Annotated in this window: 10 protein-coding genes; 3 read left to right on the top strand and 7 right to left on the bottom strand. The window is 68.8% G+C overall.

Annotated features, from left to right (window positions below; translation table 11 throughout):
- Positions 1 to 41: 41 nt before the first annotated feature.
- The gene (gene uvrA / locus FGD71_RS36730) at positions 42 to 3,089 is read right to left on the bottom strand and encodes an excinuclease ABC subunit UvrA (RefSeq protein WP_119104876.1); all 3,048 of its coding nucleotides are present in this window, start codon (positions 3,087 to 3,089) and stop codon (positions 42 to 44) included.
- A gap of 222 nt (positions 3,090 to 3,311) precedes the next feature.
- On the opposite strand from uvrA, the gene FGD71_RS36725 reads away from it, so the two are divergent.
- Both FGD71_RS36725 and FGD71_RS36720 read left to right on the top strand, forming a co-directional pair.
- Positions 3,312 to 3,998, top strand: coding sequence for a maleylpyruvate isomerase family mycothiol-dependent enzyme (locus FGD71_RS36725; RefSeq protein ID WP_119104875.1), 687 nt, complete (start codon positions 3,312 to 3,314; stop codon positions 3,996 to 3,998).
- A 10-nt stretch (positions 3,999 to 4,008) separates the two neighbouring features.
- Positions 4,009 to 4,665 carry an MBL fold metallo-hydrolase gene (locus FGD71_RS36720; RefSeq protein WP_119104874.1) on the top strand — a complete coding sequence of 219 codons (657 nt, stop codon included), beginning with the start codon at positions 4,009 to 4,011 and terminating at the stop codon, positions 4,663 to 4,665.
- Between the two features lie 305 nt (positions 4,666 to 4,970).
- Here FGD71_RS36720 and aroQ read toward each other — a convergent pair whose 3' ends face one another.
- Positions 4,971 to 5,444: a type II 3-dehydroquinate dehydratase gene (gene aroQ, locus FGD71_RS36715; protein ID WP_119104873.1), complete on the bottom strand. Its 474-nt coding sequence runs from the start codon at positions 5,442 to 5,444 to the stop codon at positions 4,971 to 4,973.
- A 174-nt stretch (positions 5,445 to 5,618) separates the two neighbouring features.
- On the opposite strand from aroQ, the gene FGD71_RS36710 reads away from it, so the two are divergent.
- A complete protein-coding gene (locus FGD71_RS36710) occupies positions 5,619 to 6,941 on the top strand; it encodes an MFS transporter (RefSeq protein ID WP_119104872.1) in 1,323 nt (440 codons plus the stop codon).
- Between the two features lie 112 nt (positions 6,942 to 7,053).
- Here FGD71_RS36710 and FGD71_RS36705 read toward each other — a convergent pair whose 3' ends face one another.
- From FGD71_RS36705 to FGD71_RS36685, 5 genes are all read right to left on the bottom strand, one after another.
- Positions 7,054 to 8,055 (bottom strand): TerC family protein, encoded by a 1,002-nt coding sequence (locus tag FGD71_RS36705; protein WP_119104871.1) that lies wholly within the window; start codon positions 8,053 to 8,055, stop codon positions 7,054 to 7,056.
- A gap of 335 nt (positions 8,056 to 8,390) precedes the next feature.
- Complete coding sequence (locus tag FGD71_RS36700) at positions 8,391 to 10,370, bottom strand: TerD family protein (RefSeq protein WP_119104870.1); 1,980 nt, start codon at positions 10,368 to 10,370, stop codon at positions 8,391 to 8,393.
- Positions 10,371 to 10,407: 37 nt separating this feature from the next.
- A complete protein-coding gene (locus FGD71_RS36695) occupies positions 10,408 to 10,986 on the bottom strand; it encodes a TerD family protein (protein WP_119104869.1) in 579 nt (192 codons plus the stop codon).
- 140 nt (positions 10,987 to 11,126) lie between these two features.
- Positions 11,127 to 13,253, bottom strand: coding sequence for an excinuclease ABC subunit UvrB (uvrB, locus tag FGD71_RS36690; RefSeq protein ID WP_119104868.1), 2,127 nt, complete (start codon positions 13,251 to 13,253; stop codon positions 11,127 to 11,129).
- Positions 13,254 to 13,293: 40 nt separating this feature from the next.
- The gene (locus FGD71_RS36685) at positions 13,294 to 14,160 is read right to left on the bottom strand and encodes an MHYT domain-containing protein (protein WP_119104867.1); all 867 of its coding nucleotides are present in this window, start codon (positions 14,158 to 14,160) and stop codon (positions 13,294 to 13,296) included.
- Positions 14,161 to 14,561: the final 401 nt, after the last annotated feature.

Here is a 14,561-nt window from a genome sequence, read left to right as displayed (position 1 = left end):
GCCCCACGGGGAGTTCCCGTGGGGCGCGGCGCGTCGATCGGTCAGCCGCCCTGCACCTTCCGGGTCCGTGTCGCCTTCTTCACCGGACTCGCCGCACTCGCCTTCTTCGTGACCGCGGCGGCCTTCGTGGTGGCCTTGCTGTTGACGGTCCTGGCCGTCGCCGTCTTCCTCGCCGTCGACTTGGCGGCCACCGCCTTCTTGGCCGCCGCCTTGCGCGGGGCCTTCACCGGCTCGGCGTCGCTGACGCGCTCCGCGCCGAGGACCTCGCGCAGGAACTTGCCGGTGTGACTGGTCGGCACCCCGGCGACCTCCTCCGGCGTGCCCTCGGCGATGACGAGGCCACCGCCGCTGCCGCCCTCGGGACCCATGTCGACGACCCAGTCCGCGGTCTTGATGACGTCGAGGTTGTGCTCGATGACGATGACCGTGTTGCCCTTGTCGACCAGGTCGGACAGGACCGAGATCAGCTTGCTGATGTCCTCGAAGTGCAGACCGGTGGTCGGCTCGTCGAGGACGTAGACCGTACGTCCCGTCGACCGCTTCTGGAGTTCGGAGGCCAGCTTCACGCGCTGGGCCTCACCGCCGGAGAGGGTCGGCGCGGGCTGGCCGAGCCGTACATAGCCGAGACCGACGTCGTTGAGGGTCCTCAGGTGGCGGGCGATCGCCGGCACGGCCTCGAAGAAGCCGAGGGCCTCCTCGATCGGCATGTCCAGGACCTCGGAGATGGACTTGCCCTTGTAGTGGACTTCCAGGGTCTCCCGGTTGTAGCGCGCCCCGTGGCAGACCTCGCAGGGGACGTACACGTCCGGAAGGAAGTTCATCTCGATCTTGATGGTGCCGTCGCCGGAGCAGTTCTCGCAGCGGCCGCCCTTGACGTTGAAGGAGAAGCGGCCGGGCAGGTAGCCGCGGACCTTCGCCTCGGTCGTCTCCGCGAACAGCTTGCGGACGTGGTCGAAGACTCCCGTGTACGTCGCCGGATTCGACCGGGGAGTCCGGCCGATCGGCGACTGGTCGACGTGCACGACCTTGTCGACGAGGTCGTCGCCGTCCACGCGCGTGTGCCGCCCGGGAACGTTCCGGGCGCCGTTCAGCTCGCGGGCCAGGTGTGTGTAGAGGATGTCGTTGACCAGCGTCGACTTGCCGGAGCCCGAGACGCCCGTGACGGCCGTGAGGACGCCCAGGGGGAACGACACGTCGATGTCCTGGAGGTTGTTCTCACGGGCGCCGTGCACGGTGAGCCTGAGGCCCGGGTCGGCGGGACGGCGGACGTCCGGGAGCGGGATCTCCTTCTTGCGGGCGAGGTACTGCCCGGTCATCGACTCGGGGTTCGCCAGCAACTCCTTCAGGGGACCGCTGTGCACGACCTTGCCGCCGTGCTCGCCCGCACCGGGGCCGATGTCGACGATCCAGTCGGCGGTCTTGATGGTGTCCTCGTCGTGCTCGACGACGATGAGCGTGTTGCCCATGTCGCGCAGCCGGACCAGGGTCTCGATGAGGCGGTGGTTGTCGCGCTGGTGCAGGCCGATGGAGGGCTCGTCGAGGACGTAGAGGACGCCGACGAGTCCGGAGCCGATCTGGGTGGCCAGGCGGATGCGCTGGGCCTCGCCGCCGGAGAGGGTGCCCGCCGCGCGGTTCAGCGACAGGTAGTCGAGGCCGACGTCGACGAGGAACCGCAGCCTTTCGTTGACCTCCTTCAGGACGCGCTCGGCGATCTTCTTGTCGCGTGCGTTGAGCGTCATCTCGCCCAGGAAGTCCGCGCAGTCGCTGATCGACATCGCCGAGACCTCGGCGATCGACTTCCCCAGGACGGTGACCGCGAGGATGAGGGGCTTCAGACGCGTGCCCTCACAGGTGGGGCAGGGCACCTCTCGCATGTAGCCCTCGAAGCGCTCGCGGCTCGCGTCGCTCTCGGCTTCGCTGTGCCGCCGCTTCACGAAGGGGACGGCGCCTTCGAAGGGCGTGGTGTAGACCCGCTCGCGCCCGTAGCGGTTGCGGTACCGCACCTCGATCTGCGTCTTGTGCCCGTGCAGGAGGGCCTTCCTGGCGCGCTGCGGAAGGCCCGCGAAGGGAATGTCGGTCCGGAATCCCAACGCGTCCGCGAGGGCTCCGATCAGGCGGCCGAAGTAGTCCTTGGTGTGCCCGTGCGACCAGGGGTGGATGGCGCCCTCGTCGAGCGACTTGTCCTCGTCCGGGACGATCAGCTCGGGGTCGACCTCCATGCGGCTGCCGATGCCCGTGCAGTCCGGGCAGGCGCCGAAGGGCGAGTTGAAGGAGAAGGAGCGGGGCTCCAGCTCCTCGAAGGACAGGTCGTCGTACGGGCAGTAGAGGTGCTCCGAGTACATGCGCTCGCGCTCGGGGTCGTCGTCGGGAAGATCGACGAAGTCGAGTACGACCATGCCGCCGGACAGGCCGAGCGCGGTCTCCACGGAGTCCGTGAGGCGGCGCTTGGCGCCCTCCTTCACCGTGAGGCGGTCGACGACCACCTCGATGGTGTGCTTCTCCTGCTTCTTCAGCTTCGGCGGGTCGCTGAGCTGGATCGTCTCCCCGTCGACCCTGGCCCGGCTGTATCCCTTGGTCTGGAGATCGGCGAAGAGGTCGACGAACTCGCCCTTGCGCTCACGCACCAGCGGCGACAGGACCTGGAAACGGCTCCCCTCGGGCAGCGCCAGCACCTTGTCGACGATGGCCTGCGGCGACTGGCGCGAGATGGGGCGGCCGCACTCGGGGCAGTGCGGCTTGCCGATGCGCGCGAAGAGCAGGCGAAGGTAGTCGTAGACCTCGGTGATCGTGCCGACCGTCGAGCGCGGGTTGCGCGAGGTCGACTTCTGGTCGATGGAGACAGCCGGCGACAGGCCCTCGATGAAGTCGACGTCCGGCTTGTCCATCTGTCCGAGGAACTGCCGGGCGTACGAGGAGAGCGACTCCACGTACCTGCGCTGCCCCTCGGCGAAGATGGTGTCGAACGCGAGCGAGGACTTGCCCGACCCGGACAGGCCCGTGAAGACGATGAGCGAGTCGCGCGGGAGGTCGAGCGAGACATTCTTCAGGTTGTGCTCGCGCGCGCCACGGACGATGAGACGGTCGGCCACGCCGGTCCGCACCTTTCTTGAGAGAAGTGACAGGGGCGGGGCCCCCGTCTTTCTCAGACTAGGGGGAGCCACTGACAGCGCCGGTTCGGATTCCCTTTTTGGTAACAATCCCGGGCCATCCAGCATGCCCGACGCCGCGCACGAGCCTATAGCACGCGCATTCGATTTTGGGCGGTGGTCCACCACCTTCACCCAAACGTGTGGCGGGGCTATCGTCGGCCCATGATTGATCATGTGCGCGACCTGGAGTCTGTACGTGAAGCGACCGAGCGGCTGCTCACCGCAGCCGCCTCATTGGACAACGCCGCCGTGGCCGAGCCGTCACGCCTGCCCGGCTGGAGCCGAGGCCATGTCCTGGCCCATCTCGCCCGCAACGCGGACGCCCTCGTGAACGTCCTCGAGGGCCGCCCCATGTACGCCTCCGCACAGGCCCGGGACGTCGACATCGAGCGGGACGCACCACGGCCGTTGGACATCCAGCTCGCCGACCTGCGTGAGAGCGCGGCCCGTTTCCAGGCGGCGGGGGCCGTGCCCGCGGACTGGTCGCGCACGGTGGAACTGCGCAACCAGGTCACCGACACGGCGTCCGCGGTGCCGTTCCGGCGGTGGATCGAGGTCGAGCTGCATCACGTGGATCTCGGGATCGGATACGAGCTCGAGGACCTGTCGGAGGAGTTCACAGAACGGGAGGTCGACTTCCTCACCGAGCGCTTCACGGGACACCCCGAGGTGCCCCCCACACATGTCACGGACGGCACGCGCGCGTGGAGCACCGGAAGAGCGGCCGGCCGGCCGGAGGTCACCGTCACGGGCCGCCGGGCCGACATCCTCGGATGGCTCGCCGGGCGTCGCGACGGGTCCGCGCTGAGCACCGAAGGCGGACCGCTGCCCGCACTCCCCCCGCTATAGGCTGGACGACATGACGTACAGCGGAGCAGTGAAGGTCGGCGGCCCTGCGGATGTGCACGAGTTGCAGGACCTGATGATCTCCAAGGTCGCGGTCGGCCCGATGGACAACAACGCCTATCTGCTGCGCTGCCGGGCCACGGACGAGCAGCTGCTGATCGACGCGGCCAACGACGCCGGGACACTGCTCACGCTGATCGGCGCAGACGGGATCGCCTCCGTGGTCACCACCCATCAGCACGGCGACCACTGGCAGGCGCTCGCGGAGGTCGTGGAAGCCACGGGCGCGCGTACGTACGCGGGCCGGAACGACGCCGAGGGCATCCCCGTACCGACCGACGTCCTGGTCGACGACGGTGACACGATCCGGGTGGGGCGCGTGGAGCTGACCGCGCGCCACCTGGTGGGGCACACGCCGGGCTCGATCGCGCTCGTCTACGACGATCCGCACGGGCACCCTCACGTGTTCACGGGTGACTGCCTCTTCCCGGGCGGTGTGGGCAACACCCGTAAGGATCCGAAGGCGTTCGCCAGCCTGATCCGCGATGTCGAGACGAAGATCTTCGATGTACTCCCGGACGAGACCTGGGTCTACCCGGGCCACGGCAACGACACGACGCTGGGCGCGGAGCGGCCGCATCTGCCGGAGTGGCACGCGCGGGGCTGGTGAACCTTCCTGCGTCCGGATGCGATTGACGTACCGTCAGTTCTCTCGCGGCATACAGGACTTCCACGGGGCATCCGCTCAGTTGCGCGCCCCGTGTGAACCGAGCGCACGCGCCGGTGTCTCGCGCGCGCTCCCGGCGCACGCGGCCGAGCGGTCCACTGGAAGGTGGCCCGCGCAGGAAGACGGCTCCTGAGCGGACGGGCCGTCGGCCATCCGATCCCCGCCCTCGGCAGGCGGCCCCGCCACGGCGGCGGTCGGTCGACGTCCGGCGACCGACCACCGCCACCGAGGTGCCCGGATGGCCGGAGTCAGGCTTCCGCCCGCCCCGCTCCCGCCAGCGCCGCGACCCGCTCCACCCCGAACACGTACCCCTGCACGCCACAGCCCGCGATCACGCCGTCGGCGCGAAGCGATACGTACGAGTGGTGCCGGAACTCCTCGCGCTGGTGGATGTTGGAGATGTGGACCTCCAACACCGGCATGCCGTCGCAGGTGTTGAGCGCGTCCAGGATCGCGACCGAGGTGTGCGAGTAGGCCCCGGGGTTGATCACGATGCCGACGTGGTGCAGGCGCGCCTCGTGGATCCAGTCGACCAGCTCGCCCTCGTGGTTGGACTGCCGGAAGTCCACCGTGCCGCCGTGCGCGGCCGCCGCCTTGGCGCACATCGCCTCGACATCGGCGAGCGTGTCGGAGCCGTAGATCTCCGGCTGACGCTGACCCAGGAGGTTCAGGTTGGGGCCGTTGAGAATCATGATCGGGGCGTTGGCGAGGGTGCGGGGCACGGTTCCTCCGGTCCGTTCAGGTCTGCCGGCCCGTTCAGGACCGCTGCTCGGACCCGGTTTATCACGGTGCGCGCCTGGACGGTCCGGCCCGGCGCATCACGGTCACCCGATGATGAAGACCCGAGCCCCCGCACGCCCCCGTAACCGCCCGTCACGGTGGGTAGTTGACGCGGCATGCACGACGTACGCCCCGTAAGGGCACCCTCCATGCTGCGGCTCGCGGCCGCTTCGCTCGCCGGGACGGCCATCGAGTTCTATGACTTCTTCATCTACGGGACGGCGGCCGCGCTCGTCCTGGGGCCCCTGTTCTTCCCGACGTTCTCGCCGGTGGCCGGGACGCTGGCCGCCTTCGGGACCTTCGGTGTCGGTTTCGTGGCGCGGCCGCTGGGCTCGATCCTCTTCGGGCACATCGGGGACCGGCACGGGCGACGGCCCGTTCTCGTCGTCTCCTTGTTGCTGACGGGCACCGCGACCGTCGCGGTCGGCTGCGTACCGACGTACGACGCGATCGGAACGGCCGCCCCCGTGCTCCTCCTGGTGCTGCGTTTTCTGCAGGGGCTCGGGCTCGGCGGTGAGTGGGGCGGGGCGGTGCTGTTGACCGCGGAGCACGCCCCCGCCGAGCGGCGCGGGCTGTGGTCGAGCTTCCCGCAGATCGGCCCCGCGGTGGGGTTCCTGCTCGCCAACGGTGTGACGCTGGTGCTGTCGGCGACGCTCTCCGACGCGCAGTTCTCGTCCTGGGGCTGGCGGGTGCCGTTCTGGGCTGCGGGCGTACTCGCGGTGGCGGGGCTGTGGCTGCGTTCGTCGCTCACGGAGAGCCCGCGGTTCCTCGAACTGCGGGAGCACGCGCGCGTGCCACTCGCCGAGGTGGTGCGCGGACACTGGCGGCTCGTCCTGCTGACGGCCGGGGCACTGGCGGTCGGGTACGCGGTGTTCTACGCGGTGACGACCTGGTCCCTGTCGTACGGGACCGAGCGCCTCGGTGTGAGCCGAACGGTCATGCTGGGCTGCATCATGGCCGCCGTCGTGGTGAAGGGCGCTCTGACACCGCTGGCGGCCCATCTCGGCGACCGCTATGGGCGGCGACCGCTGTGTCTGGCGGGCTGCGCGGCCGCCGCGCTGTGGATGTTCCCGATGATCGCGCTGCTGTCGACCGGCGAACCGCTGCTCATGTTCCTGGGCTTCCTGGTGGCGATGGTCGCGTTCATCACGATGTTCGCCGTGATCGCCGCGTACCTGCCTGAGTTGTACGAGCCGAGGGTGCGCTGCACGGGTGCCGCGGTGGGCTACAACCTGGGCGGGGTGCTCGGGGGCGCGCTCACCCCGATCGTGGCGACGGCGGTGAGCGAGCAGGGCGGGCGGGTTCCCTGGGGCGTGGCCGCGTATCTGACGGGCATCGCACTGCTCAGCCTGGCCTGCTTCGCGCTGCTTCCGGAGACCCGGCCCGCACGGGTCGAGACGACGGAACCCGTCATCATGGGCGACGGCAGGGCTTCTTGACGGCACGAGCAAGCACCGGGAGCGGTGGCCGGCGATGTGCCGAACTTCGCTCCCGGTGCCGGTTGTTGCGAGAGGGTGACCCGTCAGGCCTCCGCAGTCAGCCCTCGGCCGATCAGGCCTCGATGCTGTCCTTCGGAGTGCCTTCGGTCTCCTGTCGCGCCGCCTCGGCTGCCGCCTGCTTCTTGGACGCCATGAGGCTGGTGATCGTCGTGACGATCAGGACGGCGCAGATCACGCCGAGCGAGACCGGGATGGAGATCTCCGGGACGTGGACGCCGGACTCGTGCAGCGCGTGCAGCACCAGCTTGACGCCGATGAAGCCGAGGATGACCGACAGTCCGTAGCTGAGGTGGACCAGCTTCCTGAGGAGCCCGCCGATGAGGAAGTACAGCTGTCGCAGCCCCATCAGCGCGAACGCGTTGGCCGTGAACACGATGTACGGATCCTGCGTCAGGCCGAAGATCGCGGGGATCGAGTCGAGCGCGAAGAGTACGTCCGTGGTGCCGATCGCGAGCATGACGACGAGCATCGGCGTCATGACGCGCTTGCCGTTCTGCTCGATCCACAGCTTGGTGCCGTGGTAGCGGTCGGCGACACCAAAGCGCTTCTCGGCGGCCTTGAGGAGCTTGTTCTCCTCCCAGTCCTCCTCCGGCTCGTCGGCCCTGGCCTCCTGGATCAACTTCCAGGCGGTGTAGATCAGGAACGCGCCGAAGATGTAGAAGACCCAGGCGAAGCTGGCGAGGATCGCCGCACCCGCGGCGATGAATATCGCGCGGAGCACGAGCGCTATCAGCACACCGATCAGCAGCACCCGCTGCTGATACTGCGAGGGCACCGAGAACTTCGCCATGATCAAGACGAAGACGAAGAGGTTGTCGACGCTCAGCGATTTCTCGGTGATGAAGCCCGCGAAGAACTCGCCTGCGGGTTGACCGCCGCCGAAGACGAGCAGTCCGAGTCCGAACAGTCCGGCCAGGACGATCCAGACGATGGTCCAGATTCCGGCTTCCTTGATCGATACGTCGTGGGGTTTGCGGCCGATGAAGAAATCGACCGCGATCAGGGCGGCAAGGCCCACGATGGTCAGGACCCAAAGGGTCGTCGAGACATCCACTGCGCCTCCGGCAGTACGTAACGGCAAATGTCAGCGTCGTCGCTGCCGGAGGTCTCTTCCACCCGGGCATCCGGGGCGTCTGACACGCCTGGTGCCTTCGGGCCGACGCCCCGGGATCTGGCCAGATCCGTATTGACGGGTACGCCGCAGTAGGTAGGGAGTACTCCCCTCCGCATGAACGACAGTACCCCAATCACCAAGGAAAGGTAAAGGAGTTGGCAAAAGAAAGACCAAATACCCTGGTCAGACGCCTTGACCAAGCCTTGGTGCAACGCAGAGGGCCGCCCTCGAACGCGTCGAGAGCGGCCCTTCGGAGTGTCAGCTTGTCAGCGGATTCAGGAGCGGCGAGCCGCCGCGACCTGGCTGAGCACGTGGTGGAGCACCTGACTGCCGGGCGGTATGAGCGAGGGCTCGTACGTCCACGCGTGCCCGACCCAGGGGTCGGCGAGGTGGTCGTCGGGCACCGGGGTGAGGCGCATGAGCGAGCGCCAGAGCGGGTCGAGCAGCGGGCCGTAGGCGGCGGCGTCCTCCCGGTCGGCGACCAGCATGAGATGGACGCCGACGGCCGGGCCCTCGTCCGCGAGGTAGCGCAGCTGGGTCACCGCTCGGTCGTCGAAGCCGTGCGGGAAGTCGTTGACGATCAGCAGTTGTTCGGCCGTGTCGAGGTCCGGCGGGAGTGCGTCGGCCGCACCGCCGCGAATCGCCATCTGTACCAGGTCGACGCGCTGGGTGAGCCTGGCCAGGACGTCGTTCACTCCTGCGGCGCCGACGGCGGGCGGGGCGTGCAGTACGCCGGTCTGTACGAGCGGTGCCAGTGCCGAGGCGCCCGAGCCGGCCGGGTCGATGACGTGCACCGTGTATTCGCCCGCCGGATAGACCGCGAGCAGCCTGGCCGCGTTTGCCACCGCGGTGTCCATGGCGAGGCGGCGCAGGTCCCCGGAGTCGGCGAGCGAGCCGTCGAGAGATCCGCGGCCGCTGTCGATCCACAGGCCGCGCTCCAGCGGCAGCCGCACCAGCATCGGAATGCTGAGGGTGGAGCTCTCGGGCAGCCGGAGGTCGCCCAGTCGCAGCGCCATGGGGATCTCCATCGGAACCCGGTAGCCGTGCCAGACCGGGTTGTCCCAGCGCGCGAACGCGGGCGGCAGCGCGGGCTCGACGACTTCGGACTCGGCGGTGAGCTGGGCGAGGTCGCGGTCGAGTGCGACCCGGGCCTGGTCGACGAGCAGGCCGTGCTTGGCGCGGGCCGCCTCGCGCGCGGCATCCCCCTGTCCGCCGATGCGGCTGCGCGGGTCGGACAGGACCTTGTCGAGCTCCTGTTCCATACGGGACTCGGCGAAGTCGACGGCACTGCGGTACGCGGCCGTGGTGCGCGCCAGGTCCTCGAACATGCCCCACACCTGGTTGTAGAGCCGCTCGTCCATGGACCAGCCGGTCGCGTCGCCCGCGACGGGCTGCGCGGACTGGCCGGGCTGGGCCGGAGGCGCGGTGGGCGGGGGCGGCGGAGGCGCGGCCGTCTGTCGGCCGGGGTGACTGTAGTTGACGGAGCCACCGGCTCCTGGCATCGCGGGCTGGGTGACGGCGGACTGATCCGGCTGCGCGGGCCCTCCTGGGGAGCCGGCCTGCGGCGCGGCCGTGTGTCCCGTGTGTCCGGGGGTGCCCTGGGGCGTGGCTCCGCCCTGGTCCGGGCCCAGCGCCGGTGTCGCGGCGTGCCGGGAGCGCTCGCCGTCGGCCGTGCGCGGCGGAGGCGCGGCCACGGAACGCGCCAGCCCCTGGGCCACCGCCTCGTTGATGCTGCCCGCGAGTTGGTGGGCCTGGGGCAGGCCTTGGTCGGCAAGGAGTTCGGCGAGGCCGCCCGCGTACCCCTGGCCGACGGCGCGCACCTTCCAGGCTCCCTGCCTGCGGTACAGCTCGAGAGCGACCACGGCCGACTCGGAGTCGAGGCTCGTGATGGTGTAGCTGGCGACCTCGGACCCGTCGAGTCCGGTGACCGCTACGAAGGGAGCGGCGACGGCACCGAACCGGACCGGGCCGCCGACGCCGGTGGGCAGTGCGAGCAGCACACTGACCCGGTGCACGGACTCCGGCAGGGCGCCCAGGTCGAAGGCGAGGCGGTGGTCGGCCGCCGCCTGCTTGGAGACCTCGAGGCCGGGCAGAGTGGGAGAGCCGGGATGGGCCACCCACTCGATGCCGGGCACCTTGCCGTTCTCGTCGCTGAGCGTGGCTCCCGCCACGACCGGCTTTCCGGCCGACACCCGGACCTCAAGGCGGACCTGGGGCAGCGGATGGTTCTGTCCCCGGACCAGCTCGGCCGTCATCGCCTGCCTCCCCCTTGTTTCGTGTGCGCCGGGCTGCCTACAGGTGCGGCAGGATCGCGGGCATCAGGTCCTGGAAGGTGCGGCCGTTGGCCGGCGTACCGAGGGCCGTCATCTGCCAGCCCGCGCCCGCACGGTGCACCTTCGCCATGATCTGCGCCGTGTACTGGCCGCCGCCCGCCAGCGTGTAGCGGGCGAGTTCCTGACCGTTGGTCTCGTCGACCAGCCGGCAGAACGCGTCCTGCACTTCCTGGAAGGTCTGGCCCGTGAAGGAGTTCACGGTGAAGATGATCTGATCGATGTGGACCGGCACGCGCTGCAGGTCGACGAGGATCGCCTCGTCGTCGCCGCCCTGCCCGACACCGCCGACGAGGTTGTCTCCGGTGTGCCGTACCGAGCCGTCGTCACTGACGAGGTGACGGAAGAACACCACGTCGACCGGCTGCTTGTCCGCGAACAGCACGGCGGACGCGTCGAGGTCGATCTCCCGGGTGCGCGAGCCGAACAGGCCACGGCGCGGGGCCGCCTGCCAGCCGAGCCCCATGCGCACCGCGGTCAGGGTGCCTCCGTCGTTCTTCTGCAGACTGATGGCCTGACCCTTGGTCATGTTGACCGTCACGCGCTGTTCCCCTCTCGGACTGTCCCCTGTTGCCGCAGAACCCTGCGGTTGACCAGCACCCTACGCAGGGGCACCGACAGTGCCGAACCCTGCTCCGCACTTTGTGTCGTTCTTGCAACACAGCGCGCCATACGGGCTTGTCAGGCGATGCCCGCCTCCCTCATCTGGCGCAGTTCTTTCTTCATCTCCGAGACCTCGTCGCGCAGCCGGGCGGCGATCTCGAACTGCAGGTCGGCGGCCGCCGCGCGCATCCGCTCCGTCATCTCCTCGATCTGCTCGGCGAGTTCGGCCGCGGGGCGGTCGGTGGGCACGGTCTGCTCGGCCTTGCCCTTCGCAGCCTTGGCTCCCTTGGCGGCCTTGGGCACCGGGGCTTTGGCTCCCTTGCCATCCTTCGACTGGCGGTAGCCCGAGCCGAGCAGCTGTTCCGTGTCGACATCCTCGCGGGCGATCTGAGCCACGATGTCGTTGATCTTCTTGCGGAGGGGCTGCGGGTCGATGCCCCTCTCCTTGTTGTACGCGACCTGCTTCTCCCGACGGCGGTTGGTCTCCTCGATGGCCTTCTCCATCGCCGGGGTGATCTTGTCGGCGTACATATGGACCTGGCCGGAGACGTTGCGCGCCGCGCGGCCGATGGTCTGGATGAGCGAGGTCCCCGACCGCAGGAAGCCCTCCTTGTCGGCGTCGAGGATCGACACCAGGGAGACCTCGGGCAGGTCGAGGCCCTCCCTCAGGAGGTTGATGCCGACGAGGACGTCGAATTCACCGGCGCGCAGCTCTCGCAGCAGCTCTACGCGGCGCAGCGTGTCGACGTCGCTGTGCAGATAGCGCACCTGGATGCCGAGTTCGAGGAAGTAGTCGGTGAGGTCCTCGGCCATCTTCTTGGTGAGCGTGGTGACCAGGACGCGCTCGTCCTTCTCGGAACGCTTGCGGATCTCGTGCACCAGGTCGTCGATCTGCCCCTCCGTCGGCTTGACGACGACCTCCGGGTCGACGAGGCCGGTGGGGCGGATGATCTGCTCGACAAAGCTGTCGGAGCGGGAGAGTTCGTACTGCCCCGGGGTGGCCGACAAGTAGACGGCCTGTCCGATGCGCTCCTGGAACTCCTCCCACTTCAGGGGGCGGTTGTCCAGGGCGGAAGGCAGCCGGAAGCCGTGGTCGACGAGCGTGCGCTTACGGGAGGCGTCGCCCTCGTACATGGCCCCGATCTGCGGCACCGTGACATGCGACTCGTCGATGACGAGCAGGAAGTCGTCCGGGAAGTAGTCCAGCAGCGTGTTCGGCGGGGATCCGGGCACGCGGCCGTCGAAGTGCATCGAGTAGTTCTCCACACCGGAGCAGGAGCCGATCTGGCGGAGCATCTCGAGGTCGTACGTCGTGCGCATCCGCAGCCTCTGGGCCTCCAGGAGCTTGCCCTGCTTCTCCAGTTCCGCGAGGCGCTCTCCCAGCTCCTTCTCGATGTCGTTGGCGGCGCGCTCCAGGCGCTCGGGGCCCGCTACATAGTGGGACGCCGGGAACACGTAGAGCTGCTCGTCGTCGCTGATGACCTCGCCGGTGAGCGGATGCAGCGTGGAGAGTGCCTCGATCTCGTCGCCGAACATCTCGATGCGGACGGCCAGTTCCTCGTAGACCGGGAAGATTTCGATCGTGTCGCCGCGGACGCGGAAGGTGCCCCGGGCGAAGGCCACGTCGTTGCGCGTGTACTGGATCTCCACAAAGCGGCGCAGCAGGTCGTCCCGGTCGATCTCGTCGCCGACCTTGAGGGGGACCATCCGGTCCACGTACTCCTGCGGCGTACCGAGGCCGTAGATGCAGGAGACCGAGGCGACCACGACGACGTCGCGGCGGGTGAGCAGTGAGTTGGTCGCGGAGTGGCGCAGGCGCTCGACCTCCTCGTTGATCGAGGAGTCCTTCTCGATGTAGGTGTCCGACTGCGGGACGTACGCCTCTGGCTGGTAGTAGTCGTAGTACGAGACGAAGTACTCGACCGCGTTGTTCGGCAGCAGCTCGCGGAACTCGTTGGCCAGCTGGGCGGCCAGCGTCTTGTTCGGCGCCATCACGAGGGTGGGGCGCTGAAGCTTCTCGATCATCCACGCCGTGGTCGCGGACTTACCGGTGCCGGTCGCGCCCAAGAGGACGACATCCTTCTCACCTGCGCGGATACGCCGGTCGAGATCGGCGATGGCAGCGGGCTGGTCACCGCTGGGCTGGTACGGGCTGACGACCTCGAAAGGCGCCACCGTGCGTTCGATCTTGGAAACGGGCCGCATGGAATCCACCGTACGACTCCGCACTGACAACGGGGCCGGCTCACCACCTCTGCGGGGTGCGGGAACCGGGGCGGCTTGAGCGCTGACGCGGGCGGGGCAGGGGCCGACGGCCGGTGTGGCGGACCATGTGGGCCGGGATCCCGGGCTTGCGCTCGGCGGGGATCCGGTCGGGCTTGCCCATGACCATCAGCGGGTCGAACATCACGACGACACCGGCCAGCAGCAGGAAGGCGAGGGGGCCGATCATCAAGGGCGCCAGCACGGAGGCGGGCGAGTCGGCGGGGCCGCCGCCGGCGGTGCTGCCGTGCAGATGGACGCTGAGCGCGGCCATGCCCATGTAGTGCATGCCGCTGACGGCGAGGCCCATGACGAGGCTCGCGCCCACGCTCCAGAGGAAACCGCGGACCCGTCCCGCCGCCCAGAGCGCCGTGATCGCGGCCACGACGGCAATGACGACCGAGGCGGCGACAGTGAGGGTGTTGTACTCGAGCTTTCCGTTGAGTCGCATTCCGGCCATCCCCAGGTAGTGCATCGAGGCGATGCCCAGGCCGGTGATGGTGCCTCCGGTGAACAGGGCCGTCCCGGACGCGCCCTTGTAGCCGACGATGAAGATCCCGATCCCGACCATGAGGATCGCGACGCCGAGGCTCGCGAAGGTGATCGGTTTGTCGTAGTGGATGGGGGTCTCCTGCACGGAGAAACCCATCATGGCGATGAAATGCATCGTCCAAATGCCGGAACCGATGGCCGCCGAGCCGAGCGCCAGCCAGCCGGGCCTCCACGTGTGGGTGACCAGCATCGATCTCGTGGTGCAGCGCAGGCCCAGCGCACCACCGAGGCAGGCCATGAGGTACGCCACCAACGGCGTGACGAGTCCGTAGCTGAAGCCGTCGACCGTGCCTTGCATGCGCGGTTGCCCTTCCGCCCTGTTGCGTCCCGGAATTCCGTGTCCATACCCCCGTCCCAGAACCGCCGCGGCGGCGGTCGGGGGTGACGCAGAGAGTATGACTCCGCCGGAGCGCTCGAACGATTATCCGGCAAAGAAACACGCCCCTACCTCAGTTGTGCGGCACACGTGACCGCTCATGGGCAACTCCATTCAATCTATGGCCATCCTGCACCCCCCTTCTGTTGGCCCCCTGCTGTCACTCTGGAGCGGTCAGTGATGAGCCAGACACAAGGAGTACGCATGCCCGTGCGCGTTGCAGCCGCCACGACCACCGCGCTCATGGGAGCCGCCGCACTCGCTCTCTCCACTCCCACCGCTCACGCCGCGGTGGGTGACGACCAGCCGCTGGTCGTCGCCCA

The organism is Streptomyces sporangiiformans (genome assembly GCF_005768555.2).
Classification (GTDB): Bacteria; Actinomycetota; Actinomycetes; order Streptomycetales; family Streptomycetaceae; genus Streptomyces; species Streptomyces sporangiiformans.
The sequence above is the reverse complement of the archived record's forward strand: the minus strand, read 5'-3'. Positions and strand labels throughout refer to the sequence as shown.